The following is a 24,783-nucleotide window of genomic DNA, read 5'->3' on the forward strand; positions in this document are numbered from 1 at the left end:
TACGGGACGTCACGGGGAGCAGTCTTGCTCCTGACCGCCCGAAAGCCCAAACGGAGTCCGGATTACCGGTGGAGAGGTGACGGGCCGGATCGGGAACCAAACACCCGTTCCCTCCCATCGGGTCACATCAGGGGCGTCAGGAAACGGCGCAGCGTCTCCTCGTAGCGGGCCGGGCCGGCGTTCCACATCGCCGCGTGCGGAGCCTGCTCCACGGTGTGCAGGGAGATCAGGTCCGGGCGGCGGGCGGCGAGGTCGCGGGACGGCTGCCAGGGGGCCAGCCGGTCGTCCGGTCCGTGGAAGATCACGGTCGGGGCGCGCAGGGCCTCGGCGAGGGAGCCGTCGAGGAGCCGGGCGCCGTGCAGTCCGGTCTGCCCCTGGGCGGCGCGGACGGCGAGCGGCAGCAGCGCGGCGGGGATCCCGCGGGCGACGGCGAGGGCGCGCAGCGTGGTGGCCCAGTCCAGGACCGGGGAGTCGAGGACGAGGCCGCAGATCCGGTCGCGGAGCGCGGAGTTGACGGCCGCGTGCAGCGCCATGGAGGCGCCGGTGGACCAGCCGTGCAGGACGACCTTCTCGGCTCCGTACCGCACGGCGAAGCGGATCGCGGCGTCCAGGTCGCGCCACTCGGATTCGCCGAGATGGGCGAGGCCGTCGGGAGACCGCGGGGCTCCGGCGTCGCCCCGGTAGGCCAGGTCGAGGACGGGCAGGCGCAGGCCGTGCAGGAACCTCATGAGGTTCATGGGGTGTTCCCTGGTGGTGCCGAGGCCGTGCACGGTGATGACCCAGGTGTCGCGGGGGCCGGGCAGGAACCAGGCGGGCAGGGCGCCGAGTTCGCCGGGGATCTCGACCTCCTCGTGGCCGAGGCCGAGGGCGGAGCGGGGGTCGCCGCTGTGCAGCTGCGGGGTGATCCGGACCTTGGCGCCGGGTTCCAGGCTGCCCCGGCCGACGCGTTCCAGTCTGCGGACGACGGTGTCGGGGGCGTGGTGGGCGTTCTCGATCACCGGGCCGACGACGGCGTGGACGTCCTTGCCCGCCAGGCCGTACGTGCCGGGGCGCAGCGCGGCGAAGGAACGGGTCAGGGTGACCTGTCCGGCCGCCGTGGCGTGCACGGTGAGTCTGCGGTCGGCGGGCAGTGGCCGTCCGGGCGGCGCCTTGAGGGCGGCGTCGCTGGCGTACCGGCCGGCCGCGACCGCTGCCGCACCGATGCCGAGGAGGGTGGTGACGGCTGCTGCCGTAACTGTTGCCGGGCGCACCGCTTCAGTGTCGTGGGGGGCGCGGCACCGTGCCAGCGGGCAGGGCCGTCCGGGTCCGGACGGAGCAACGGATTCCGGGGCCGGACGGACCAACGGATACGGGCCCGGCGGGTACGGCGGGCGGGCCGGGCCCGGCGGGTCAGCCCGGCTGTCCGTATCCCTTGAGCGCCTCCTGGACGTCGCTCAGCTGGGCCGGGGAGAGCAGGCTCGGGGTGCGGCCGGGCACGGAGCTCGCGGCGAGCCAGAGCCGGCAGAGCCACTCCAGCTGGGCGGTGCGGTCGTACGCCTCGTCCAGGGTGGCCCCGTGGGTGACCGTGCCGTGGTTCTGGAGCAGGCAGCCCGTGCGGTCGCGCAGCGCGGTGAGCATGTTCGCGGCCAGTTCGTCGGTGCCGTAGCGCGCGTAGGCCGCGACCCGGACGGTCCCGCCGAGCATGGCGGCGGCGTAGTGGACCGGCGGGACCTCGGGGACCAGGGTGGAGACGGCCGTGGCGTGCACCGCGTGGGTGTGCACGACGGCGGACGCGTCGGTGTTCCGGTAGACCGCGAGGTGGAGCGGGAGTTCGCTGGTCGGGGCCAGTTCGCCCAGGACGCGGTGGCCCGCCAGGTCGACGCCGACGGCGTCCTGCGGACCCAGCCGGTCGTACGGCACTCCGCTCGGGGTGACCAGGACCGTGTCGCCGACCCGGGCCGACACGTTCCCCGAGGTCCCGACGACGAGGCCCTCGGCCGCCGTCCTGCGGGCGGTGGCGACGACACCGTCCCAGGCCCGCCCGATCGCGTCCCGCTGCTGATCGCTCATGCGCCGATCCTGTCAGGCCGGAGGACGGACGGACACGCGTTCGGCCGGGACGGACGCAGTGGGGACCGGTCGGTGGCCGGTTCCTTTCCCCGGGTGCGGGCGGCTCGCGGCCCGGGGGCGCCCCCGACGGAGCGACGGGTTCCGGGCGGGGCCGGAAGCCGGTCCGCCCGGCGGCGGCCCCCTCGGTCGAACGGATGGCCGAGGCCCCGCCGCCGACCGCGAACGGAGATAAGCGGAATGACACCAATCGCTTGGCAACACCGCAGCGCCCTGCCCAGTTCACCTTCCGTTCACTAAGGTTGCCTACGGTCTACGCACCAATGACGTCGAACGATTGCCTGGGTAAATGGAACACATCACGCTGCTCCTCGCGATTGTGATCGTGACAGCTCTAGTGTTCGATTTCACGAACGGTTTCCATGACACCGCGAACGCGATGGCGACGACCATCTCGACCGGTGCACTCAGACCGAAGACAGCGGTGGCCATGTCCGCCGTTCTCAATCTCGTCGGCGCGTTCCTGTCGGTGGAGGTCGCCAAGACGATCTCCGGCGGGATCATCAACGAGGACGGGCTGCGCACAGAAGTGATCTTCGCGGCACTCGTCGGCGCCATTCTGTGGAATCTGCTGACCTGGCTGGTCGGACTCCCGTCCAGCTCCTCGCACGCCCTGTTCGGCGGCCTGATCGGCGCGGCCGTCATGTCGGCCGGCTGGTCCTCCGTCAACGGCGGCACCGTGGTCACCAAGGTGCTGCTCCCCGCGGTCGCCGCCCCGATCGTCGCCGGACTGGCCGCGCTGCTGGCCACCAGGCTGACGTACCGGATCGGCGGGAAGATCCGCAACGACGCCCAGGAGAAGGCCACCGCCAAGGGTTACCGCGCCGGTCAGATCGCCTCGGCCGGACTGGTCTCCCTCGCCCACGGCACCAACGACGCGCAGAAGACCATGGGCATCATCACCCTGGCCCTGGTCACCGGCGGCGTCCTGAGCCCCGGTTCCAACCCGCCGGTCTGGGTGATCGTGTCCGCCGGTCTGGCCATCGCCCTCGGCACCTACCTGGGCGGCTGGCGCATCATCCGCACCATGGGCAGCGGTCTCACCGACCTCCGGCCGCCGCAGGGCTTCGCCGCCCAGACCAGCGCGGCCACGGTCATCCTGGCCTCCTCGCACCTCGGTTTCTCCCTCTCCACCACCCAGTCCTGCTCCGGCGCCGTGATGGGCGCGGGCCTCGGCCGGCAGGGCGGTGTGGTCCGCTGGTCCACCGCCACCCGGATGTTCGTCGCCTGGGGTCTGACCCTCCCGGCCGCCGGTCTGGTCGGCGCGGGCGCCGAGCTCCTCACCAAGCAGGGCACCTGGGGTGTCGTCGTCGTCGCGGCGCTGCTGATCGCGGGTTCCGGCTCGATCTGGCTGATCTCGCGCCGCAAGCCGGTCGGCCACGGCGACGTCGCCCCGGCGGACGGCGACGCCGAGCCCGCGGGCGTCATCACCACGGCCATCGCCGCCGTCAGCCCGCCGCCCACCGCGGCCCAGGCACCGGTCCAGAACCTCACGGCCACCATCGCGGCCCCGGCCGCAACCACCACCACCCAGGACCCGGCGCGACCCGCCACCGTCTGAGCGGGCCGTCCAGGCCGGCCGTCTAAGGAATCAGCATGAAAATCGACTGGGCAGCCCTCGGTTCCGTGTTCGGCGTCTCCCTCGTGGTCACCGTCGCCCTGGTGGGCCTCTTCACCCTCGGCATCGTCGGCCTCTCCAAGCAGGCCGAACCGGCGGCGCAGGGCGGCTCCGGCGGCTCGGTACTGCTGGCCCGCGCCGGGGCGTACGCCTGCTTCGCGCTGTGCGCGGCGGCGGTCGCGTACGGGATCTTCCTGATCGTCGCCTGAACACACGCGTCACGCCGGGCACACGCATCGCGCCTGAACACATGCATCACGGCTGAGCGCACACGGCACGGAGGGCCGGACACCCGCGGGGTGTCCGGCCCTTTGCCGTGCGCCCGGGGCGATGTGGGTCTCAGCACACTGCACCGTCGCAGGTCAACGGCAGGTTGACGGGCGTTCGCGGGGCGTGGTGGACTGCCGGAGCCAATCACGGCGACAGCAGAGGAAGCCGGTGCGAATCCGGCGCGGTCCCGCCACTGTCACCGGGGAGCGGTCCCCCAACACCGGAAGTCACGGCACGCGCGAGCGGGCTGGAAGGCCGGGGGCACCGCGGATCCGGGAGCCAGGAGACTCTCGTCGCCGGTCACGTCGAACCAGGGCGCGGACCCTGAGTGAGGACATATCGCCATGCCTGGCTGCCGTGCGTCCGTCGTCGGGGCGCTCTCGCCGAGAGCCGCCCGTACCGGGATCCTCCGAGGCACGACGGCCGGTTGAGCGTGCGAGCCGACCGCGTCTTCGCGTACGGCGCCGCCGCCGGTCTGCTCGGCGACCTGCTGCTCGGTGACCCCCGCAGGGGGCATCCGGTGGCCGGGTTCGGGCGGGCCGCGGCGGGCGTCGAGCGCCGTCTGTGGCACGACCACCGCGGGTGGGGCGCGCTGCACGCCCTCGTCTGTGCCGGAGGCGTCGCGGGCGGTGCCGCGCTGGTGGCCCGCGCCCTGCGCGAGCGCCCCGCCGCCTCCGTCGCGCTGACCGCCGCCACCACCTGGTCCGTCGTCGGCGGCACGTCCCTGGGCCGCGAGGCGCGGGCCATCGGCGACGCCCTGGCGACCGGCGACATCGAGCTGGCCCGCGAACGGCTGCCGCACCTGTGCGGGCGCGACCCGCAGTCCCTCGACGGACCGCAGATCGCCCGCGCCGTGGTGGAGTCCGTGGCCGAGAACACCTCGGACGCCGTGGTCGGCGCTCTGGTGTGGGGTGCCCTGGGCGGGGTGCCCGGACTGGCCGGTTTCCGGGCCGTCAACACCCTGGACGCCATGGTCGGCCACAAGTCGCCCCGGTACCGGCGCTACGGCTGGGCCTCGGCCCGCCTCGACGACCTCGCGGGCTGGCCCGGCGCCCGGCTGACCGCCCTGCTCGCCGTGGCCGCGGGAGGCCGGCCGGGCGCGGCGGTACGGGCCTGGCGGGCCGATGCCAGCCGTCACCCGAGCCCCAACGCGGGCCCGGTGGAGGCCGCGTTCGCGGGCGCGCTCGGCGTACGGCTCGGCGGGACCCTCGCGTACGGCGGCCGGGTCGAGCACCGTCCCGTGCTCAACGGGGAGGCCGGCCGGGCGGTGGAGGCCGCGGACATCGAGCGCGCGGTGCGGCTGTCGCGCCGGGTGGGCGTGCTGGCCCTGGGCGTGTGCGCGGTGGGCCGGTTCGGCGTGTCGCTCGCCGCCCGGCGGATCGCGGGGCGCCGGACGGCCGTGACCGACGGGGCCGGCCCCCGCACCTCCGGACCCCGCACCCCCGGATCTCTCATCCCAGGACGGAGAAACCCATGAGCGGCGGGCTGCTGATCGCCGGAACCACCTCCGACGCCGGCAAGAGCGTCGTCACCGCGGGCATCTGCCGCTGGCTGGTGCGCCGGGGCGTGAAGGTGGCGCCCTTCAAGGCGCAGAACATGTCGCTGAACTCGTTCGTCACCCATGAGGGCGCCGAGATCGGGCGCGCCCAGGCCATGCAGGCCCGGGCCGCCCGGGTGGAGCCGTCCGCGCTGATGAACCCGGTGCTGCTCAAGCCGGGCGGCGACCGCTCCAGCCAGGTCGTCCTGATGGGGAAGCCGGTCGGCGAGATGAGCGCGCGCGGCTACCACGGCGGCCGGCAGGAGGCGCTGTTCTCCACGGTCGTGGACTGCCTGGAGCAGCTGCGGGGCACGTATGACGCGGTGATCTGCGAAGGGGCGGGCAGTCCGGCCGAGATCAATCTGCGGCGCACGGACATCGTGAACATGGGGGTCGCGCGGGCGGCGGGCTTTCCCGTGGTGGTGGTCGGCGACATCGACCGCGGCGGGGTCTTCGCCTCGTTCTTCGGCACGACGGCGCTGCTGGCCCCCGAGGACCAGGCGCTGATCGCGGGCTACCTGGTGAACAAGTTCCGCGGCGACGTGTCGCTGCTGGAGCCGGGCATGGAGATGCTGCGCGGGCTCACCGGGCGGGGGACGTACGGGGTGCTGCCCTTCGCCCACGGCCTCGGCATCGACGAGGAGGACGGGCTGCGGGTCTCGCTGCGCGGCGCGGTGCGCGAGTCGGTCGTCGCCCCGCCGCACGGCGAGGACGTGCTGCGGGTCGCGGTGTGCGCGGTGCCCCTGATGTCGAACTTCACCGACGTGGACGCGCTGGCCGCCGAGCCCGGCGTCGTCGTCCGGTTCGTGGACCGGGCCGAGGAGCTGTCCGACGCCGACCTCGTCGTGGTGCCGGGGACCCGCGGCACCGTGAAGGCGCTGGCCTGGCTGCGCGAGCGGGGTCTCGCCGACGCGCTGGTGCGGCGCGCGGCCGAGGGCCTGCCGGTCCTCGGCATCTGCGGCGGCTTCCAGGTCCTGGGCGAGCACATCGAGGACGAGGTCGAGTCCCGCGCGGGCCGGGTCGAGGGGCTGGGCCTGCTGCCCGTACGCATCCGATTCGACCGCGAGAAGACCCTCGCCCGTCCCGCCGGCGAGGCCCTCGGCGCGCCCGTCGAGGGGTACGAGATCCACCACGGCGTCGCGGACGTGCACGGCGGGGAGCCGTTCCTGGACGGGTGCCGGGTCGGTGCCGTGTGGGGCACCCACTGGCACGGCTCGCTGGAGAGCGACGCGTTCCGCCGCCGCTTCCTGGCCGAGGTGGCGCGGGCCGCGGGCCGGCGTTTCGTCCCCGCCCCCGACACCGCCTTCGGCGCGCTGCGGGAGGAGCAGCTCGACCGGCTCGGCGACCTGATCGAGGAACACGCCGACACCGACGCGCTGCTGCGGCTCATCGAGTCGGGCGCGCCGTCGGGCCTGCCCTTCCTTCCGCCCGGCGCGCCCCCGGCACCCGGGGCGCGCGCATGAACACCCCTTCGGGCACCGCGCCGGGAGCGTCCCGGACGGTGCCGTCGGCCCCGGCCGGCGTCCCGGCCCCGACGGGCTCCGACACCGGCGGGACCGCCGCCCCTCGTTCCTCCAAGGAGGCACCGTGAGTACGCCGTACCCCTTCACCGCCGTCGTCGGACAGGATGACCTCCGGCTCGGGCTGCTGCTGAACGCCGTATCGCCCGCCGTCGGCGGGGTGCTGGTGCGGGGTGAGAAGGGCACCGCCAAGTCGACCGCCGTGCGGGCGCTCGCCGCGCTCATGCCGGACGTCCCGGTGGTCCCCGGGTGCCGTTTCTCGTGCGACCCGGCGTCGCCCGACCCGGCGTGTCCGGACGGCCCGCACGGGGCCGGGGACGGCGTGTCGCGGGGGGCCCGGATGGTGGAGCTGCCCGTCGGCGCGTCCGAGGACCGGCTGGTCGGGGCGCTCGACATCGAGCGGGCCCTCTCCGAGGGCGTCAAGGCGTTCGAGCCCGGCCTGCTGGCCGCCGCGAACCGGGGCATCCTGTACGTCGACGAGGTGAACCTGCTCCACGACCACCTGGTCGACGTGCTGCTCGACGCCGCCGCCATGGGCGCCTCGTACGTGGAGCGCGAGGGCGTCTCCGTGCGGCACGCGGCGCGGTTCCTGCTCGTCGGCACGATGAACCCCGAGGAGGGCGAGCTGCGCCCGCAGCTGCTCGACCGGTTCGGGCTGACCGTCGAGGTCGCCGCGTCCCGCGACACCGACCAGCGGGTCGAGGTCGTGCGGCGGCGCCTGGCGTACGACGCCGACCCGGCGGGTTTCGCCGCCGAGTGGGCCGCCGAGGAGGGCGCCCTGCGGGAGCGGATCGCCGCCGCGCGGGCGCTGCTGCCCGAAGTCCGGCTCGGGGACGGGGCGTTGCGGCAGATCGCGGCGACCTGCGCGGCCTTCGAGGTCGACGGGATGCGCGCGGACATCGTCATGGCGCGGACCGCCACCGCGCTGGCCGCGTGGGCGGGGCGCACGGACGTGCTGGCCGAGGACGTGCGGCAGGCCGCCCTGCTCGCGCTCCCCCACCGCCGCAGGCGCAACCCGTTCGACGCGCCGGGGCTGGACGAGGACAAGCTCGACGACACGCTGGAGCAGAACGGCGGCGGGGACGAGGACCCGGACCCGGACGGCCCCGGTGGCGGTGGCGGCCGGCCCCCGCACGACGGCGGCCCCGGCACGCCGCCGGGGCCCGAGGGGGAGGCAGACGACGCGCCCGCCCCGTCCGTGCCCGAACAGGACCGGGGACAGGGCCAGGAGCAGGGGCGGGAACCGGCCCGGGGGCAGTCGTCCGGGAGCGGCGAGCAGCAGCCGGTGGGCGCCACCGAGCCGTTCCGCACCCGGATGCTGAGCGTGCCCGGCCTGGGCGAGGGTGCGGCGGGAAGGCGGTCCCGGGCGCGTACCGAGCACGGGCGCACGACCGGTTCCCGGCAGCCGCGGGGGGCCCTGACCAAGCTTCATCTGGCGGCGACCGTGCAGGCCGCCGCCCCGCACCAGCGGGCACGCGGGCGTTCGGGGCCGGGGCTGGTGGTGCGGCGGGACGATCTGCGGCAGGCGACCCGGGAGGGGCGCGAGGGCAATCTCGTGCTCTTCGTGGTGGACGCCTCCGGGTCGATGGCCGCCCGGCAGCGGATGGGTGCGGTGAAGGGCGCGGTGCTCTCGCTGCTGCTGGACGCGTACCAGCGGCGGGACAAGGTCGGGCTGGTCACCTTCCGGGGCCGGGAGGCCGAGGTGGCGCTGCCGCCGACGTCGTCGGTGGACGCGGCGGCGGCCCGGCTGGAGCTGTTGCCGACCGGGGGGCGCACCCCGGTCGCGGCCGGGCTGCTGAAGGCCCACGAGGTGCTGCGGGTGGAGCGGTTGCGCGATCCGTCGCGCCGGCCGCTGCTGGTCGTGGTGACCGACGGGCGGGCGACCGGGGGCCCCGACCCGGTGGCGCTGGCCGCGCGGGCGGCCCGGCTGCACGAGGCGCAGGGCATCGCGTCCGTCGTCGTGGACTGCGAGTCGGGGCCGGTGCGGCTCGGTCTCGCGGGGGTCCTCGCGCGTGAGCTCGGGGGCAGCGCCGTCACGCTCGACGAGCTGCGGGCCGACTCGATCGCCGGGCTCGTCAAGGACGTTCAGGAAACCAACAGGAGGGCTGCTTGATGCCGCAGGGACAACCGACCACCGTGCCCGACGACGGGCTCACCACCCGTCAGCGCCGCAACCGTCCGCTGCTGATGGTGCACACCGGCGTCGGCAAGGGGAAGTCGACGGCGGCCTTCGGGATGGCGCTGCGCGCCTGGAACCAGGGCTGGCCGATCGGGGTGTTCCAGTTCGTCAAGTCGGCCAAGTGGAAGGTCGGCGAGGAGAACGCCCTGAAGGTCCTCGGTGCGAGCGGTGAGGGCGGGTCCGTCGTCTGGAACAAGATGGGCGAGGGCTGGTCGTGGGTGCAGCGCGACGGCCAGATGGACAACGAGGAGGCGGCGCGCGAGGGCTGGGAGCAGGTCAAGCGCGACCTGGCCGCCGAGACGTACCGGCTGTACGTGCTCGACGAGTTCGCGTACCCGATGCACTGGGGCTGGGTCGACACCGCCGAGGTGATCGAGGTGCTGCGGTCCCGTCCCGGTACGCAGCACGTGGTGATCACCGGCCGCAACGCGCCGCAGGAGCTGCTGGACGCGGCGGACCTGGTGACCGAGATGTCGAAGGTCAAGCACCCGATGGACGCCGGTCAGAAGGGCCAGCGGGGCATCGAATGGTGAGGGGCCGGCGGTGAACGTTCCTCGTCTGGTGATCGCCGCGCCCTCGTCGGGCAGCGGCAAGACCACCGTGGCCACCGGGCTGATGGCCGCCTTCGCCGGGCGGGGCCTGGCCGTGTCCGCGCACAAGGTCGGGCCCGACTACATCGATCCCGGCTACCACACGCTGGCCACGGGGCGGCCGGGGCGCAACCTCGACGCGTACATGTGCGGCCCCGACCGGATCGAGCCGCTGTTCGCGCACGGGGCGCGGGGCTGCGGCCTGGCGGTGGTCGAGGGGGTGATGGGGCTGTACGACGGCGCGTCCGGGCAGGGCGAGCTGGCGTCGACCGCGCAGGTCGCCAAGCTCCTGCGGGCACCCGTGGTGCTGGTCGTGGACGCGTCGTCGCAGTCGCGTTCCGTGGCCGCGCTGGTGCACGGTTTCGCCTCGTGGGATCCGCGGGTGCGGCTGGGCGGGGTGATCCTGAACAAGGTCGGCTCCCAGCGCCACGAGATGCTGCTGCGGGAGGCGCTGGAGGAGTCCGGCGTACCCGTGATGGGGGTGCTGCGGCGGGCCGGGCAACTGGCCGTGCCCTCCCGTCATCTGGGCCTGGTCCCGGTGGCGGAGCGCCGGGGCGACGCGGTGGACGCGGTGGAGGCGATGCGGGCGCAGGTGGTGGCCGGGTGCGACCTGGACGCGCTGCTGGCGCTGGCCGCCTCCGCGCCCCCGGTGGGCGGCGAGGCGTGGGACGCGGCGGCGGAGGTGGCCGGCCACGGCGGAGCTGTCGTCCGGCCCGCCGGGGGCCGGGCGGGGCCGCGGCGGATCGCCGTCGCCTCCGGTGCGGCCTTCACCTTCTCCTACGCCGAGCACACCGAACTGCTCACCGCCGCCGGGGCCGAGGTCGTACCGTTCGATCCGCTGCGGGACGAGGCTCTGCCCGAGGGAACGCGGGGGCTGGTCATCGGCGGCGGGTTCCCCGAGGTGTACGCCTCGGAGCTGTCCGCCAACGCGGCGCTGCGCCGGTCGGTGGTCGACCTGGTGGCGTCCGGGGCTCCGGTGGCCGCCGAGTGCGCGGGGCTGCTGTACCTGGCGCGCTCGCTGGACGGGCTGCCGATGTGCGGGGTCCTCGACGCCGAGGCGCGGATGTCGAAGCGGCTGACGCTCGGTTACCGGGAGGCGGTGGCGGTCTCCGACAGCGTGCTGGCCGCGTCCGGCACCCGGGTGCGCGGGCACGAGTTCCACCGGACCGTGCTGGAGCCGGGGGCCGGGCCCGTTCCGGCATGGGGCATGCACCAGCCCGAGCGGCGCGTCGAGGGCTTCGTGCACCGGGGCGTGCACGCGAGCTATCTGCACACGCACTGGGCCGCGGTGCCCGGCATGGCCCGCAGGTTCGTCGAGAGGTGCGGGTGATGGACCGCGGCCGGGGCGGGGGCCGGTGAGGCGCCGGGGGCCGGTGCGTCGGCGCGGCATCGCGCGGCGGCCCGCGGCCGGGGGGTGGCCGGGGGCGGTGCGGCGGTCAGTCCGCGAGGCCCACCACCAGCCAGATGAAGCCCACCCCGGCGACCGTGCACAGCAGCGTGGAGCGGGCCGGGTGTTCGTGGTGCGCCTCGGGCAGGATCTCGGCGGCGGCGAGATAGAGCAGGGCGCCCCCGAAGAAGCCGAGATAGCAGCCGAGCAGTTGCTCCGGAAGGGTGAACACCAGGGTCGTCGCGGCGCCCACGAGCGGTGCCGCGGCGTCGGCGAACAGCATGATCAGGGCTTTGCGGCGGGCGTTCCCGTACAGGCTGGTGATCGTGTAGGTGTTGAAGCCGTCGGCGAAGTCGTGCGTGATCACGGCGAGGGCGACGGCGGCGCCCATGCCCGCGCCCACCTGGAAGGCGGCGCCGAGCGCGATGCCGTCCATCAGGCTGTGGCCGACCATCGCCGCCGCCGCGGTGAGTCCGACCTGCGGCACCCGTCCCTCGCTCGCGCCGTGTGCCGCCCGGCGCACGGCGAGCAGCCGTTCCACGAGGTGGGCGAGGAGGAAGCCGCCGACGAACAGCAGCAGCGCGGCCGGGACGCCGAAGACGGGTTCGCCCGCGGCCCCGATCGCCTCCGGCAGCAGGTCCAGGCCGACCACGCCGAGCATCAGCCCGCCGGCGAAACCGAGCACCAGGTGGCGGCGGTCGGTGACGCGTTGGGCGACCCAGCCGCCCACCAGGGTCATCAGGAACGCGCCGAGCGCGACGAACACCGCCATGCGCTCTTGCTAGCCGATCGACCCCGCCGCGCGCATCCCGGCTCTCCGGAAGGAGCCCGGTCCGTGCACGGCGCCGGGGCGGACGGCCGGGCGGCGGCCGCGCGGCTCGTCGTGGGCGTCGGCGCGTCCAGGGGCGTGCCGGCCGACGAGGTGCTGGGGCTGGTCCGGGACGTCCTGCGCCGGGCCGGGCTCCCGCCGTCGGGCATCGTGGAACTGGCGACCGTGGACGCGAAGGCCGGCGAGCCGGGGATCGTCGAGGCGGCCGCGCGGCTCGGCGTGCCGCTGCGGACGTACCCGGCCGACGCGTTGGCCCGGATCGAGGTGCCCGGCCCGTCCGGCGCGTCGCTGGCCGCCGTCGGGACGCCGTCCGTGGCGGAGGCCGCCGCGCTCGCCGCGGGGGGCGAGCTCCTCGTGCCGAAGCGGAAGTCGGCGCCCGAGGGGCGGCCGGCGATGGCGACCTGCGCGGTGGCGCGCCGCGCCCCGGACGGTACCCCCGGTGCTGCCGGTGCGCCCGGCACGGCTGATACGGCCGGCACGCCCGGTTCGGCCGCCGAGGCGTTACCGGGCGACGCGACCGGCTCCTGAGGACCCCGGCCGCGCGGAGCCGGTCCGTTCGACGGAACCGGTCCCGTTCGCGGAGCCGGTGCGCCCGTGCGGCCGGTGTGACGTGCGACCCGGACCGTTGCGTGAAGCCGGGTGCCGGGCGCATAGTCGTTCTGCCGTACTCCCTCCCACCGGAACCCCGTTCGAGGACGGCGTGGGGCCGCCACCGCGGCCGCGCTTCCGCTCCGACGACTCCGGCCGTCACCACCACCCCCACGGCGGTCATGCACACTCCCATCGAAAATCCCGACGCGGCCGGCGCGGGCGCGCACGATCTGCGGCACCACGGTGACGTGGAAGTACGGGGCCGGGGCCGGGATCTGACCGATCTCGCCGTCAACGTACGGACCGGTACGCCCCCGGCCTGGCTGAAGGCCCGGATAGCCGAGTCCCTGGGCTCGCTCGCCGCCTACCCGGACGGCGGTGCGGCACGGGCGGCGGTGGCGGCCCGGCACGGGCTGCCCGTGGAGCGGGTGTTGCTGACGGCGGGTGCGGCGGAGGCGTTCGTCCTGATCGCGCGGGCCCTGCCGGCCCGTCGTCCGGTCGTGGTCCATCCGCAGTTCACCGAGCCCGAGGCGGCGCTGCGCGCGGCCGGGCACGAGGTGCGGCGGGTGCTGCTGCGGGCCGAGGACGGTTTCCGGCTGGATCCGTCGGCCGTGCCCGAGGACGCGGATCTGGTGGTGGTCGGCAATCCGACCAACCCCACGTCGGTGCTGCATCCGGCGGCCGTCGTCGAGCGACTGGCCCGTCCCGGGCGGACGTTGGTGGTCGACGAGGCGTTCATGGACGCGGTGCCGGGCGAGCGCGAGGCGCTGTGCGGGCGCACGGACGTCCCCGGACTCGTCGTGCTGCGGAGTCTCACCAAGACCTGGGGGCTCGCGGGGCTGCGGATCGGGTATGTGCTGGCCGCCCCGGAGACCGTTCGCGCCCTGGAGGAGGCCCAGCCGCTGTGGCCGGTGTCGTCCCCGGCCCTGGCGGCGGCCGAGGCGTGCATGGAGCCGCGGGCCCTGGCGGAGGCGGCCGGGGCCGCGGAGCGGATCGCGGTGGACCGGGCCCATCTCGTGGCGGGGCTCAGGGAGTTCACCGAGGTCCGGGTCATGGAACCGGCCGAGGGTCCGTTCGTCCTGGTACGGCTGGAGCGGGCGGCCGAGGTCCGGGAGCAGTTGCGGGTGCTGGGGTTCGCGGCGCGGCGCGGGGACACCTTCCCCGGGCTCGGCCCCGAGTGGCTGCGGCTGGCGGTGCGCGACCGGGTCACGACCAATCGTTTCCTCCAGGCGTTCGACCAGGCGTTGCAGGCACTGGGCGCGCCCGTCCCCTGACGGGAGGCCCGACGGCCCGCGGGACGCGGCGTCCCGTGCCTCGTACGCGTCCGCGGGCAGCGGTGTCCGTACGACGGGACGCCGCTGCCCGCTCCCCCTCCCGGTGCCGGTGCGGGACCGGGACCGGGCGCCCCCCCTCGGACTTCGGCGGGGTCAGCCCCGGGCGCGGCGCCTGGCCAGGACCGTCGCCCCCGCGCCCGCCGCGAGCAGCACGGCCGCGCCGCCCGCGAGGTACGGCGTCGTGGAGCTGCTGCCGGTCTCCGCGAGGTCCCCGCCGGTGTTCGGTTCGCGGCCGGTGCCGGTCTGGGGCTTCACGTCGCCGCCGGTGGTGCCGCTCGTGGAACCGGCCGTGCTCCCACCGCTGCCGGAGGCGCCCCCGTCACCGGAACCACCGCTGCTCGCGCCCCCGTCGCCCGTACCGCCGTTGTCGGAACCGCCGCCACTCGTGCCGCCGTTCGCTCCACCGCTGTCCGAACCCCCGTTGCCGGAACCGCCGTTGCTCGTACCCCCGTTGCTCGTACCCCCGTTGTTCGTACCGCCGTTGGTCGTACCCCCGTTGCTCGTGCCGCCGTTGCTCGTGCCGCCGTCGCTGCCGCCCGGGTCGGTGGTCCGCGGCGTCCGGCAGGTCGCCTCGACGAGCGTGATCTCGCCCCGTACGTCGGCGACGTTCAGCTTGAGCGGATTGACGGAGACCTTCAGCCGCAGGGCGGTCGCCGCTGCGGTGTTCGAGGTGGTGCTGGTCCGCGACAGGTCCAGGGTCACGTCCCCGACGCCCGGGACGTCGACCCGGGTGGTGCCGCTCGCGGTGAGCTCGACGCGCTTGCCGAGCACCGTCACGTGCCCCAGGACGTTCGACTCGGCGACCGGCTTGCGGCCCGTCGCGCAGACCGCCCGGGACGTGACCTTCTCGACCTCGACGAGCGACAGCGCGGGCAGGCCCGGCACGTGGACCCGGGCCTTCACCACGTTGCTGTACCCCTCGGCCCGGTGCTTGTCGACGGTCGCCCTGGAGGTGGCCACGTCGGCGCTGAGCACGCTGACCGGGCGGCCGCCCTCCACCCCGTCGAGCCGCACGCTGAGCGCGGTCTTCTTCGCGTCGGCGGGCGCCTGCACCTCATTGAGCGCGGCCCTGAGCGGCACGTCGATCGTCTTGTTCAGGAGCGAGACGTCGAGTGCGGTGCGGAGCACGACCGCGCTCGCCTTCCCGTCGCCGGTGGTCCTGGTGGCCGCGCCGCCGGCGTGCGCCGGGGCGGCGACCAGCAGGGACAGGGGAGCGGCGGCGACCGCCAGGGCGGCCAGGCGGAAGGTGTTGCTGTTCAAGATGGTGGAACCCCCACAAGAGACATGGAGCCACCGGCGCCCTCCAATGGGGGACATCGAGAACTCCGGTGGCCTCGACCCCGAAAGCTTTACGCACGAAGAGTGAACTCGCGGACACCTGAAGTGAGTTCACCCCAAAGGGGGGTTTCCGTGCCTGTATTCGAATATCTCGGTACGTTCGTTCTCTTCACATCACCCGATTCGCCCAGCGCGGACGCCACCGGGGCCGTCCGCGCCGGAGCGCACACAGAAGTGTCCCAACGAGCCGACGAGGTGTCGGTAACTGCCCGTCAACACGGTGCGCCCCGGCTGCCGCCGTCGCCCCGGCGTCCGTCTCAGCCGATGATCCGTCCGTTCAGCACCACCCGGCGCGGCCCCGCGAGTACCCGTACGTCCGCCCGCGGGTCCTCGTCGTACACCACCAGGTCCGCCGGGGCCCCCTCCTCCAGCGCCGGCCGCCCCAGCCACCGCCGCGCGCCCCAGGTCGTCGCGGACAGCGCGTCCAGGGCCGGGATGCCCGCCTTCACCAGTTCGGCGACCTCGTCGGCGACCAGGCCGTGGGCGAGCACCCCGCCCGCGTCGGTGCCGACGAAGACCGGGATGCCCGCGTCGTACGCGGCCCGCACCGTGTCGTGGCGCCGCTCGTGCAGCCGCCGCATGTGGTCCGCCCAGCGGGGGAACTTGGCCTCGCCGCCCGCCGCGAGCGAGGGGAACGTGGCGATGTTGATCAGGGTGGGGACGATCGCCACCCCGCGCTCGGCGAAGAGCGGAATGGTCTCCTCGGTGAGCCCGGTGGCGTGCTCGACACAGTCGATCCCGGCCTCGACGAGATCGCGCAGCGAGTCCTCGGCGAAGCAGTGCGCGGTGACCCGGGCGCCGAGCCGGTGCGCCTCGGCGATGGCCGCCCCGACCGCCTCGCGCGGCCAGAGGGCGGTCAGGTCCCCCACCTCCCGGTCGATCCAGTCGCCGACGAGCTTCACCCAGCCGTCGCCGCGGCGCGCCTCCTGAGCCACGTAGGCGACCAGTTCGCCGGGCTCGATCTCATGGGCGTAGTTCCGGGTGTACCGGCGGGGCCTGGCGATGTGCCGCCCGGCCCTGATGATCTTCGGCAGGTCCTCGCGGTCGTCGATCCACCGGGTGTCGGCCGGCGAGCCCGCGTCCCGCAGCAGCAGCGCGCCCGCCTCCCGGTCGGCGAGGGCCTGCTGTTCGCTGGTCGCCGCGTCGACGGCGCCGTGGTGGTCGAGCCCGACGTGGCAGTGGGCGTCGACCAGGCCCGGCAGCACCCAGCCGGTGACGGTCACCGCCCCGTCCGCGCCGGCCGGGCGGTCGTAGGTGATCCGCCCGTCGGCCACCCAGAGCTCGTCCCGCACCTCCTCGGGCCCGACCAGCACCCGCCCCTTCACGTGCAGCACCTGCGATGCCTTGTGATCACTCATGGGCAGCACTGTACGAGGCCGCCTCCGGGGCCCTGGGTACGCTTCGACGGAAGCCCCGTCCGTACGCCGCGACCGCGCACCGACCCGATCCGACCCGATCCGAAGAGAGCACCACCGTGACGCACCCCTTCCTCGACCTCGCCCCGCTCACCGCCGCGCACTTCGCGGCCATCGAGCAGCGGGTGGCCGGACTCCTCGCCACCGAGCAGGACGTCGTCATCATGCAGGGCGAGGCACTGCTTCCCCTCGAAGGCTGCATCCGGGGCGCCGCCCGGCCCGGCTCGACCGCGCTGAACGTCGTCACGGGCCCGTACGGGCAGACCTTCGGGAACTGGCTGCGGGACTGCGGCGCCGAGGTGATCGACCTGGCGGTCCCCTTCCACACCGCGGTCACCGCCGACCAGGTGGCACGGGCGCTGGACGAGCACCCGGAGATCGACTTCGTCTCCCTGGTCCACGCGGAGGCGGCCACCGGCAACACCAACCCGGTCGCCGCGATCGGCGAGGTGGTCCGTTCGCACGGGGCACTGTTCATGCTGGACGCCGTCGCGTCGGTGGGCGCCGAGCCGCTGCTGCCGGACGCGTGGGGCGTCGATCTGTGCGTGATCGGGGCGCAGAAGGCGATGGGCGGACCGGCCGGGGTGTCCGCGGTGTCGGTGAGCGACCGGGCCTGGGAGCGGATCGCCGCCAACCCCCGGGCCCCGCGCCGCTCGTACCTCTCCCTGCTGGACTGGAAGGAGCGCTGGATCGACGGCGGTCGCAAGGCGCTGCTGCACGCCCCCGCCCAGCTGGAGATGCTGGCGCTGGAAGCCTGTGTGGAGCGAATCGAGGCCGAGGGCCTGACCACGCTGATGGCCCGCCACTCCGCCGCCGCGGCGGCCACCCGGGCGGGCGCGGAGGCGCTCGGCGGCGGGCTGTCGCCGTATGTGCACGAGGCCGCGGAGGCGGCGCCGGTCGCCACGACGCTGCGCGCCCCCGAGGGCGTCGACGCCGCGGAACTGGTCGCGCGGGCGCTCTCGGCCGACCCCTCGCTGCCGCTGATCGCGGGCGGGGGCGCGCTGTCCAAGGAGATGATCCGGGTCAATCACTACGGTGTGGATGCGACGCGGGGCGCGGTGCTGTCCTCGCTCGCGGCTCTGGGGGCGGCGCTGGCCGATGCGGGCCGGCAGGTCGACTTCGAAGCTGCCCGCAAGGCCGTTTCGGAAACCTGGCCGAGCGAATAAATCCGAGCCGGGGCAGATATTCAACAAATGCGGGGAGCTGCTTTATCCAGAGCAGCTCCCCGCATTCTTCTGCCCGGTTTCCCCGACCCTAAACACCTGAGTTTCCGGAGCTCCGGCCGGGAGCCCGATCCGCACAATTCCGTTGCGTCGCACGAGAGTTACAGCCATGTGACCTACTCCACAACGCGACCGTTATGCCTGATAAATCGCGCCCAAACCAGGGTAAAGCGCAACCCGGTCGCGCCGGGGCACGCGCCCGCGTGATAACACAAACGGGTACCCCGCCCAACCCCTTGCGTCGATGCAATTTGGGAATTTGCTGGGTAAATTCAATTCACATGACCGCCGCACCAGCAGATTTTGCACGTGCCCGAAGCGAATTCATCACCATCGACACCCCACGAGTGGAGGACGGGGCCGCGATCTGGCGCATCGCCCGCGACTCCGAGGTCCTGGACCTCAACTCCTCGTACAGCTACCTGCTGTGGTGCCGTGACTTCGCGGCGACCTCCGTGGTCGCCCGCGACGAGACCGGCGAACCGGTCGCCTTCGTGACGGGATACCTCCGGCCGGACCGCCCGGGGATCCTCGTCGTCTGGCAGGTGGCCGTCGACCACGACCACCGCGGAACCGGGCTCGCGGGAGAGCTGCTGGACGCGCTGACCTCCCGGGTCGCCGCCGGACAGCCACTGGCCTCGGTCGAGACGACCATCACCCCGGACAACACCGCCTCGGACCGGCTGTTCACCTCCTACGCGCGGCGCCACGACGTGGCCCTGGAGCGCGAGGTGCTCTTCGACGGCGAGCTGTTCCCCGAGGGGACGCACCTGCCCGAAGTCCTGTACCGCATCGGCCCGTTCCACACCTGACCGGCCCGCGCCCGCCCCGCCCCTTCCGGACGCCCCGCCCGCCCGGGCCCCGAGCACGTCCGGCCCCCGAGCACGTCCGCACCGCCGAACTGCCGACCGTCACACACCCCCCTCTCAAGCAGGAGACCCCCTGTGACCATCACCCCGCCCGCGCTGAGTGTCTTCGAGACCCTGGAGTCGGAGGTACGGAGCTACTGCCGCGGCTGGCCCGCCGTGTTCGACCGTGCCCAGGGCGCCCGGCTGACCGACGAGGACGGCCACAGCTACCTCGACTTCTTCGCCGGAGCGGGATCGCTCAACTACGGCCACAACAACCCGGTGCTGAAACGCGCGCTGATCGACTACATCGAGCGCGACGGCATCACCCACGGCCTGGACATGGCCACCACCGCGAAACGCGCCTTCCTGGAGTCCTTCCAGAACAACGTGCTGCGCCCGCGCGACCTCCCGTACAAGGTGATGTTCCCCGGGCCGACCGGCACCAACGCGGTCGAGGCCGCGCTGAAGCTGGCCCGCAAGGTGAAGGGACGCGAGTCCATCGTGTCCTTCACCAACGCCTTCCACGGCATGTCGCTCGGCTCGCTCGCCGTCACCGGCAACGCCTTCAAGCGGGCCGGGGCCGGCATCCCGCTGGTGCACGGCACCCCGATGCCGTTCGACAACTACCTCGACGGCCGGGTGCCCGACTTCCTCTGGTTCGAACGGCTCCTGGAGGACCAGGGCTCCGGGCTCAACAAGCCCGCCGCCGTGATCGTCGAGACGGTGCAGGGCGAGGGCGGCATCAACGTGGCGCGCCCCGAGTGGCTGCGGGCGCTGGCCGACCTGTGCCGCCGCCGCGACATGCTCCTGATCGTGGACGACATCCAGATGGGCTGCGGACGCACGGGGTCGTTCTTCTCGTTCGAGGAGGCCGGCATCGTCCCCGACATCGTCACCCTGTCGAAGTCCATCAGCGGCTACGGACTGCCGATGTCCCTCTGCCTGTTCAACCCGGAGCTGGACATCTGGGGGCCGGGCGAGCACAACGGCACCTTCCGCGGCAACAACCCGGCGTTCGTCACCGCCGCCGCCGCGCTGGACGCCTACTGGGCGGACGGCCAGATGGAGCGGCAGACCCTGGTCCGGGGCGAGCAGGTCGAGCAGGCCCTCCTCCCGATCTGCGACGAGCACGCCGCGCTCGGCGCGCGCTACCGGGGCCGCGGCCTGGTCTGGGGGCTGGAGTTCACGGACGAGGCGCGCGCCGCCGCGGTCTGCGCCCGCGCCTTCGAACTGGGTCTGCTGGTGGAGACGTCCGGCCCGCGCAGCGAGGTCGTGAAGCTGCTGCCGCCGCTGACCGTCACCCCCGACGAACTGGACGAGGGTCTGCGCACCCTGGCCCGCGCGATCCGCGACACCGTCTGAACCACCGGCCCGTCACGGGGGACGGGCCCGCCGAGCCGCACCACAGCAAGAAACACCCCAGCGGGAAACCCCGCGGAGAGAAAGGCACCGACCCACCGTGATCGTCCGATCGTTCAGTGACATCGAGAACACCGACCGGCATGTGAAGGCCGCTTCCGGCACCTGGGAGAGCAAGCGCATCGTGCTCGCCCGGGAGAAGGTGGGCTTCTCGCTCCACGAGACCACGATGTACGCGGGCACCGAGACGTCGATGTGGTACGCGAACCACATCGAGGCCGTCCTGTGCGTCGAGGGCGAGGCCGAACTCACCGACGACGAGACCGGACAGACCTACCTGATCACCCCGGGCACGATGTACCTGCTGGACGGCCACGAGCGCCACACCATGCGGCCGAAGACCGATTTCCGCTGCGTCTGCGTCTTCAACCCGCCGGTCACCGGGCGGGAGGAGCACGACGAGAACGGTGTCTACCCGCTGCTGACCGAGGAGGGCTGAACCATGACCCACGACGCACGCGTCGATCTCTACCCCACGCGCGGCACGGCCGAGCTGACCACGCCCCGCCAGGACCCGGTGCTCTGGTCCGCGCCCGGCGCCCCCGGCCCGGTGGCCGCACAGGACCTCCAGGGCTTCGAGCGCGACGGCTTCCTCACCGTCGACCAGCTCATCACCCCCGACGAGGTCGCCGTGTACCGCACCGAACTGGACCGGCTGATCGCCGACCCGGCGGTGCGGTCCGACGAGCGCTCGATCGTCGAGCCGAAGTCGCAGAAGGTCCGGTCGGTCTTCGAGGTCCACCGGATCAGCGAGGTCTTCGCCCGGCTGGTGAGCGACGAGCGCGTGGTGGGCCGGGCCCGTCAGATCCTCGGCTCGGACGTGTACGTCCACCAGTCCCGGATCAACGTCAAGCCGGGCTTCGGCGCCTCGGGGTTCTACTGGCACTCGGACTTCGAGACCTGGCACGCCGAGGACGGGCTGCCGAACATGCGGGCCGTGTCGGTGTCGATCGCTCTGACCGAGAACCACGACACCAACGGCGGGCTGATGATCATGCCCGGTTCGCACAAGTCGTTCCTCGGCTGCGCGGGCGAGACGCCCCGGGACAACTACAAGAAGTCCCTGAAGATGCAGGACGCCGGGACGCCGTCCGACGAGGCCCTGACGAAGATGGCCGACCGGCACGGCATCAAGCTCTTCACGGGCCGGGCGGGTTCGGCGACCTGGTTCGACTGCAACTGCATGCACGGCTCGGGCGACAACATCACCCCGTACCCGCGCAGCAACGTCTTCATCGTCTTCAACAGCGTGGAGAACGCGGCCGAGGAACCGTTCGCGGCGCCGGCACGACGCCCGGAGTTCATCGGGGCACGGGACTTCACCCCCGTGCGGTGAGATGACGCACCGGTGACGGGCGGGGGACGGCGGACGCGTCGCCCCCCGCCCGCGCCCGTGTTCCCGCTCCCGCCCACGTCACCGGCTCCGCACGGCCGGGCGCCGGAAGAGGTGACGCCGCCCGCTCCACGGTGGCCGAGTTCGTCGACGCGCGGGGCGGACGGCACACCTTCCAGCCCGGTCCGTCCGGGGCCGGAAGCCTTTCCCCGCGGCCGGGCCGAGGGCCGGCCGCGCGGGATCCGGTTCAAGTCGTTGGACCCGCACGGCAGTCGGCGGCGACAGTGGGGGGCATGACTTCTCTCATCCGTCACATCACTGTCGACTGCGCAGACGCCTACGAACTCGCCCGTTTCTGGTCGCAGGTGCTCGATGCCCCGCTCTCCGACGAGGACTCCCCCGGTGATCCCGAGGCACTCGTCGAGGTCCCCGGAGCCGGAATGCTGTTCATCACGGTGCCGGAGCCGAAGAGCACCAAGAACCGTCTGCACCTGGACCTCCAGCCGCAGGACCGCACCCGGGACGAGGAGGTCGAGCGGCTGCTCGGCCTGGGTGCCACCCTCGTCGCCGACCACCGCAAACCGAACGGGCGGGGCTGGGCGACGCTCGCCGACCCCGAGGGCAACGAGTTCTGCGTCGAGTGCGGTGCGGCCGAACGGGCCGCCCTGACCGGGGCCCGGCTGCCGGTCACGGCGGACGACGTGACCACCGCGGTCCGGCTCGCGGCCGCCGCACTCCGGAAGTCCCCGGTGGACGACTGGCAGGTCCCGGCCGGGACGCTGGAGTGGAGCTGCTGGGAGACCGCGGAGCACCTGAGCGACGACCTGTTCTCCTACGCGGCCCAGCTCGGCGCGCCCGACGCGCCCGACGCGCCGTCGGACGACTATCTCCCGTACCGCTGGGCCGCCGACCGCGAGAACGGTCCGCGGAACTCGGTCTTCGCGGACCCGGCGGCCGGCCCGGCCGGGCTGCTGCGGACGATGGAGGCGAACGGCGCGCTGCTCGCGGCGATGGTGCGGACCTCGTCGCCCGAGGTCCGTTCGTACCACCCCTACGGGGTCTCCGACCCGGAGGGCTTCGCCGCCATGGGGGTGGTGGAGACCCTGGTGCACATGCGGGACCTCGCCGCGGGGCTGGACGTGGCCTGGGAACCGCCCGCCGACCTCTGCGACCGGGTGCTGGCCCGGCTGTTCCCGGACGCCCCCGGGGACGCCGACCGGTGGACCGTCCTGCTCTGGGCCACCGGCCGCGCCGAACTGCCCGGCCGGCCGCGGGTCACGTCGTGGAAGTGGCACGGTGCACCGCTGGAGGGGGCCGAGCGGGAGTGAGGGACCGGAGCGGCGGGCCCGAGGGGCCGCCGCGCCCGGCGCCTCCTTCCTTCGGGCCCCGGCCTCAGGACCGCGCGGCGTCCAGCGCCGGGTAGTCGACGTACCCCTTCGCGTCGCCGCCGAAGAAGGTGGAGGGGTCGGGGGTGTTGAACGGGCCGCCGGCCTTCAGCCGGGCCGGCAGGTCCGGGTTGGCGATGAACAGCGCGCCGTAGGAGACGAGGTCGGCGAGCCCGTCGTCGACCGCCCGGTGGTCGTCGGGCCCGGTCGGCCCGTCCGTCAGCAGGTTGACGACGAAGGCGCCGGAGAACTGCTTGCGCAGCGCGAGGGTCAGTTCGCGGATCTCCAGCGCCTCCAGGACGTGCAGATAGGCGATGCCGAGCGGTTCGATCTCCCGCACCAGCGCGGTGTACACGGCCTCCGGGTCGGTCTCGGCGATGTCGTTGTACGTGTTCCCGGGCGAGATGCGCAGCCCGGTGCGTTCCGCGCCGATCTCGGCGACGACGGCCCTGACGACCTCGACGGCGAACTTGATGCGGCCCTCGACGGAGCCGCCCCACTCGTCGTCGCGCAGGTTGGAGTTGGGGGCGAGGAACTGGTGGATGAGGTAGCCGTTGGCGCCGTGCAGCTCGACCCCGTCGAAGCCGGCGTCGATCGCGTTGCGCGCCGCGGCCGCGAAGTCGGCCACGGTCTGCCGGATCTCGTCGCCGGTCAGTTCGCGCGGCGTGGTGAAGTCCCGCATCCCCTCCCCGGTGAAGAGCTGCCCGGCGGGCTTCACGGCGGAGGGGGCGACCGGGGTGAGTCCGTCCGGCAGCAGAACCGGGTGGCCGATGCGGCCGGTGTGCATGAGCTGGGCGAAGATCCTGCCGCCCGCCGCGTGCACCCGGTCGGTCACCCGGCGCCAGGAGGCGACCTGCTCCGCGCTGTGCAGCCCGGGGGTGAAGGGGTAGCCCTGGCCCACCACCGACGGCTGGATGCCCTCCGTGATGATCAGGCCCGCGGAGGCCCGCTGGGCGTAGTACTCGGCGACCAGGTCCGTGGCGACGCCGCCCTCGCCGGCCCGGCTGCGGGTCATCGGGGCCATCGCGATGCGGTTGGCGAGTCGGGTGCCGGACAGATCGATCGGGTCGAACGCGGTGGTCATGGGAGCTCCCGAAGAAATATGTGGTCGGCCAAGTATTTGCGTGCGCCGCCACTGTAACCCATTTACTTGGCCGACCAAGTTAAAATTGGTGGAAAGCTGTCCCCGTCCCTTCCCGACCGGCCGGAACCCCACCGGGCGACCTGCCGGGAAACGCCTGCCGGGGTCCGCCCCGCACCGTCCGAGGAGTCCCGATGACGTCAGGTCCCGCGAGCACCGACCCCGCCTGTACCGAGCTGCCGAGCGCCGCCCGGGGCGGCCCCGTCAGCCATGCCTTCTCCCGGGTGGCCCGGCTGCACCGGATCGCCGCGGGCAAGATGCTCAAGGGGGCCGGGCTCTACCCCGGCCAGGAGTTCCTGATGATGTACCTGTGGGACACGGGCGCGGTGCGCCAGTCCGAGGTCATCAAGGCCGTCGGCCTGGACCCCTCCACCGTCACCAAGATGCTCCAGCGTCTGGAGCAGGCCGGGCACGTCAGCCGCTGCCCCGACCCGGACGACCGCCGGGCCGTCCTGGTCGACGCCACCCAGGACAGCTGCGCGCTGCACTCCGAGGTCGAACGGGCCTGGACGGACCTGGAGGAGCACACCCTGGCCGGTCTCGACCGGGGCGAGCGCGAGGAGCTGGCCCGGCTGCTCGCCAAGGTCGAGGAGAACCTCCTCCGGGAGACCGAGGGCTGCCCCGAGCTCCGCCACTCCCCGGGCTGCTGATCCCACCCGCCCCTCCGGCGCCGCCGGGCGCTCCCGGCCCACCGGGCAGCACCGGAGGGCGAGCGGC

At 73.7% G+C, this 24,783-nt stretch carries 21 protein-coding genes, 1 pseudogene and 1 riboswitch; of the genes and pseudogenes, 16 read left to right on the top strand and 6 right to left on the bottom strand.

Features of this window, described 5'->3' with window-relative positions; all coding sequences use genetic code 11:
* Window positions 1–122: 122 nt before the first annotated feature.
* Together ACFYW1_RS05085 and ACFYW1_RS05090 are read right to left on the bottom strand one after the other, a co-directional pair.
* Window positions 123–1,250 (bottom strand): alpha/beta hydrolase, encoded by a 1,128-nt coding sequence (locus tag ACFYW1_RS05085; RefSeq protein WP_388987175.1) that lies wholly within the window; start codon window positions 1,248–1,250, stop codon window positions 123–125.
* Window positions 1,251–1,389: 139 nt separating this feature from the next.
* The gene (locus tag ACFYW1_RS05090; RefSeq protein WP_388987178.1) at window positions 1,390–2,049 is read right to left on the bottom strand and encodes a class II aldolase/adducin family protein; all 660 of its coding nucleotides are present in this window, start codon (window positions 2,047–2,049) and stop codon (window positions 1,390–1,392) included.
* A gap of 346 nt (window positions 2,050–2,395) precedes the next feature.
* On the opposite strand from ACFYW1_RS05090, the gene ACFYW1_RS05095 reads away from it, so the two are divergent.
* The 7 genes from ACFYW1_RS05095 (at window position 2,396) to ACFYW1_RS05125 (ending at window position 11,150) form a co-directional block, all read left to right on the top strand.
* Window positions 2,396–3,667, top strand: a complete 1,272-nt coding sequence (locus tag ACFYW1_RS05095; protein ID WP_388987181.1) for an anion permease — start codon at window positions 2,396–2,398, stop codon at window positions 3,665–3,667.
* A 35-nt stretch (window positions 3,668–3,702) separates the two neighbouring features.
* The gene (locus ACFYW1_RS05100; RefSeq protein ID WP_148834031.1) at window positions 3,703–3,933 is read left to right on the top strand and encodes a hypothetical protein; all 231 of its coding nucleotides are present in this window, start codon (window positions 3,703–3,705) and stop codon (window positions 3,931–3,933) included.
* A gap of 218 nt (window positions 3,934–4,151) precedes the next feature.
* A riboswitch (cobalamin riboswitch) is annotated at window positions 4,152–4,284 on the top strand.
* Window positions 4,285–4,427: 143 nt separating this feature from the next.
* Window positions 4,428–5,471, top strand: a complete 1,044-nt coding sequence (locus tag ACFYW1_RS05105; protein ID WP_388988139.1) for a cobalamin biosynthesis protein — start codon at window positions 4,428–4,430, stop codon at window positions 5,469–5,471.
* Window positions 5,468–6,994, top strand: coding sequence for a cobyric acid synthase (locus ACFYW1_RS05110; RefSeq protein WP_388987186.1), 1,527 nt, complete (start codon window positions 5,468–5,470; stop codon window positions 6,992–6,994). Before ACFYW1_RS05105 ends, ACFYW1_RS05110 begins: the two co-directional genes overlap by 4 nt.
* Before the next feature lie 124 nt (window positions 6,995–7,118).
* Window positions 7,119–9,164 carry a putative cobaltochelatase gene (locus tag ACFYW1_RS05115; protein ID WP_388987189.1) on the top strand — a complete coding sequence of 682 codons (2,046 nt, stop codon included), beginning with the start codon at window positions 7,119–7,121 and terminating at the stop codon, window positions 9,162–9,164.
* Window positions 9,164–9,763: a cob(I)yrinic acid a,c-diamide adenosyltransferase gene (gene cobO / locus ACFYW1_RS05120; RefSeq protein ID WP_148834035.1), complete on the top strand. Its 600-nt coding sequence runs from the start codon at window positions 9,164–9,166 to the stop codon at window positions 9,761–9,763. Before ACFYW1_RS05115 ends, cobO begins: the two co-directional genes overlap by 1 nt.
* 10 nt (window positions 9,764–9,773) lie before the next feature.
* Window positions 9,774–11,150, top strand: coding sequence for a cobyrinate a,c-diamide synthase (locus tag ACFYW1_RS05125; RefSeq protein ID WP_388987192.1), 1,377 nt, complete (start codon window positions 9,774–9,776; stop codon window positions 11,148–11,150).
* 106 nt (window positions 11,151–11,256) lie between these two features.
* Here the strand turns inward: ACFYW1_RS05125 and ACFYW1_RS05130 are convergent, their stop codons facing one another.
* A complete protein-coding gene (locus ACFYW1_RS05130; RefSeq protein WP_388987195.1) occupies window positions 11,257–11,979 on the bottom strand; it encodes a ZIP family metal transporter in 723 nt (240 codons plus the stop codon).
* Between the two features lie 105 nt (window positions 11,980–12,084).
* Between ACFYW1_RS05130 and ACFYW1_RS05135 the strand changes: the two are divergent.
* Together ACFYW1_RS05135 and cobC are read left to right on the top strand one after the other, a co-directional pair.
* Window positions 12,085–12,534 (top strand): annotated as a pseudogene (locus ACFYW1_RS05135) (cobalamin biosynthesis protein); the annotation flags it as partial.
* 131 nt (window positions 12,535–12,665) lie between these two features.
* Window positions 12,666–13,901, top strand: coding sequence for an Rv2231c family pyridoxal phosphate-dependent protein CobC (cobC, locus tag ACFYW1_RS05140; protein WP_388987198.1), 1,236 nt, complete (start codon window positions 12,666–12,668; stop codon window positions 13,899–13,901).
* Between the two features lie 153 nt (window positions 13,902–14,054).
* On the opposite strand, the gene ACFYW1_RS05145 is transcribed toward cobC, so the two are convergent.
* Together ACFYW1_RS05145 and ACFYW1_RS05150 are read right to left on the bottom strand one after the other, a co-directional pair.
* The gene (locus ACFYW1_RS05145; RefSeq protein WP_388987201.1) at window positions 14,055–15,221 is read right to left on the bottom strand and encodes an SCO1860 family LAETG-anchored protein; all 1,167 of its coding nucleotides are present in this window, start codon (window positions 15,219–15,221) and stop codon (window positions 14,055–14,057) included.
* A gap of 335 nt (window positions 15,222–15,556) precedes the next feature.
* Window positions 15,557–16,633, bottom strand: a complete 1,077-nt coding sequence (locus tag ACFYW1_RS05150) for an amidohydrolase family protein (RefSeq protein WP_388988142.1) — start codon at window positions 16,631–16,633, stop codon at window positions 15,557–15,559.
* 140 nt (window positions 16,634–16,773) lie between these two features.
* On the opposite strand from ACFYW1_RS05150, the gene ACFYW1_RS05155 reads away from it, so the two are divergent.
* The 6 genes from ACFYW1_RS05155 (at window position 16,774) to ACFYW1_RS05180 (ending at window position 22,868) form a co-directional block, all read left to right on the top strand.
* Window positions 16,774–17,880, top strand: a complete 1,107-nt coding sequence (locus ACFYW1_RS05155) for a pyridoxal-phosphate-dependent aminotransferase family protein (protein ID WP_388987204.1) — start codon at window positions 16,774–16,776, stop codon at window positions 17,878–17,880.
* 338 nt (window positions 17,881–18,218) lie between these two features.
* Complete coding sequence (gene ectA / locus ACFYW1_RS05160; RefSeq protein ID WP_388987207.1) at window positions 18,219–18,749, top strand: diaminobutyrate acetyltransferase; 531 nt, start codon at window positions 18,219–18,221, stop codon at window positions 18,747–18,749.
* A gap of 132 nt (window positions 18,750–18,881) precedes the next feature.
* Complete coding sequence (gene ectB, locus ACFYW1_RS05165; protein ID WP_388987210.1) at window positions 18,882–20,150, top strand: diaminobutyrate--2-oxoglutarate transaminase; 1,269 nt, start codon at window positions 18,882–18,884, stop codon at window positions 20,148–20,150.
* Between the two features lie 97 nt (window positions 20,151–20,247).
* A complete protein-coding gene (locus ACFYW1_RS05170) occupies window positions 20,248–20,646 on the top strand; it encodes an ectoine synthase (RefSeq protein ID WP_388987213.1) in 399 nt (132 codons plus the stop codon).
* A 3-nt stretch (window positions 20,647–20,649) separates the two neighbouring features.
* Complete coding sequence (gene thpD, locus ACFYW1_RS05175; protein ID WP_388987216.1) at window positions 20,650–21,543, top strand: ectoine hydroxylase; 894 nt, start codon at window positions 20,650–20,652, stop codon at window positions 21,541–21,543.
* A gap of 290 nt (window positions 21,544–21,833) precedes the next feature.
* Window positions 21,834–22,868 carry a VOC family protein gene (locus ACFYW1_RS05180; protein ID WP_388987220.1) on the top strand — a complete coding sequence of 345 codons (1,035 nt, stop codon included), beginning with the start codon at window positions 21,834–21,836 and terminating at the stop codon, window positions 22,866–22,868.
* Window positions 22,869–22,932: 64 nt separating this feature from the next.
* Here the strand turns inward: ACFYW1_RS05180 and ACFYW1_RS05185 are convergent, their stop codons facing one another.
* Window positions 22,933–24,009 carry an alkene reductase gene (locus tag ACFYW1_RS05185; RefSeq protein WP_388987223.1) on the bottom strand — a complete coding sequence of 359 codons (1,077 nt, stop codon included), beginning with the start codon at window positions 24,007–24,009 and terminating at the stop codon, window positions 22,933–22,935.
* Between the two features lie 191 nt (window positions 24,010–24,200).
* Between ACFYW1_RS05185 and ACFYW1_RS05190 the strand changes: the two genes are divergently transcribed.
* A complete protein-coding gene (locus ACFYW1_RS05190; RefSeq protein ID WP_388987226.1) occupies window positions 24,201–24,716 on the top strand; it encodes a MarR family winged helix-turn-helix transcriptional regulator in 516 nt (171 codons plus the stop codon).
* Window positions 24,717–24,783 lie beyond the last annotated feature (67 nt).

Source organism: Streptomyces sp. NPDC002669 (assembly GCF_042889165.1).
Classification (GTDB): Bacteria; Actinomycetota; Actinomycetes; order Streptomycetales; family Streptomycetaceae; genus Streptomyces.

What these genes read in the sequence shown, in the direction of transcription:
- ACFYW1_RS05090 (WP_388987178.1), bottom strand. Translation starts at nt 2,049, where the DNA reads ATGAGCGATCAGCAGCGGGACGCGATCGGGCGGGCCTGGGACGGTGTC.
- ACFYW1_RS05095 (WP_388987181.1), top strand. Translation starts at nt 2,396, where the DNA reads ATGGAACACATCACGCTGCTCCTCGCGATTGTGATCGTGACAGCTCTA.
- ACFYW1_RS05100 (WP_148834031.1), top strand. Translation starts at nt 3,703, where the DNA reads ATGAAAATCGACTGGGCAGCCCTCGGTTCCGTGTTCGGCGTCTCCCTC.
- ACFYW1_RS05110 (WP_388987186.1), top strand. Translation starts at nt 5,468, where the DNA reads ATGAGCGGCGGGCTGCTGATCGCCGGAACCACCTCCGACGCCGGCAAG.
- cobO (WP_148834035.1), top strand. Translation starts at nt 9,164, where the DNA reads ATGCCGCAGGGACAACCGACCACCGTGCCCGACGACGGGCTCACCACC.
- ACFYW1_RS05130 (WP_388987195.1), bottom strand. Translation starts at nt 11,979, where the DNA reads ATGGCGGTGTTCGTCGCGCTCGGCGCGTTCCTGATGACCCTGGTGGGC.
- ectA (WP_388987207.1), top strand. Translation starts at nt 18,219, where the DNA reads ATGACCGCCGCACCAGCAGATTTTGCACGTGCCCGAAGCGAATTCATC.
- thpD (WP_388987216.1), top strand. Translation starts at nt 20,650, where the DNA reads ATGACCCACGACGCACGCGTCGATCTCTACCCCACGCGCGGCACGGCC.
- ACFYW1_RS05180 (WP_388987220.1), top strand. Translation starts at nt 21,834, where the DNA reads ATGACTTCTCTCATCCGTCACATCACTGTCGACTGCGCAGACGCCTAC.
- ACFYW1_RS05185 (WP_388987223.1), bottom strand. Translation starts at nt 24,009, where the DNA reads ATGACCACCGCGTTCGACCCGATCGATCTGTCCGGCACCCGACTCGCC.
- ACFYW1_RS05190 (WP_388987226.1), top strand. Translation starts at nt 24,201, where the DNA reads ATGACGTCAGGTCCCGCGAGCACCGACCCCGCCTGTACCGAGCTGCCG.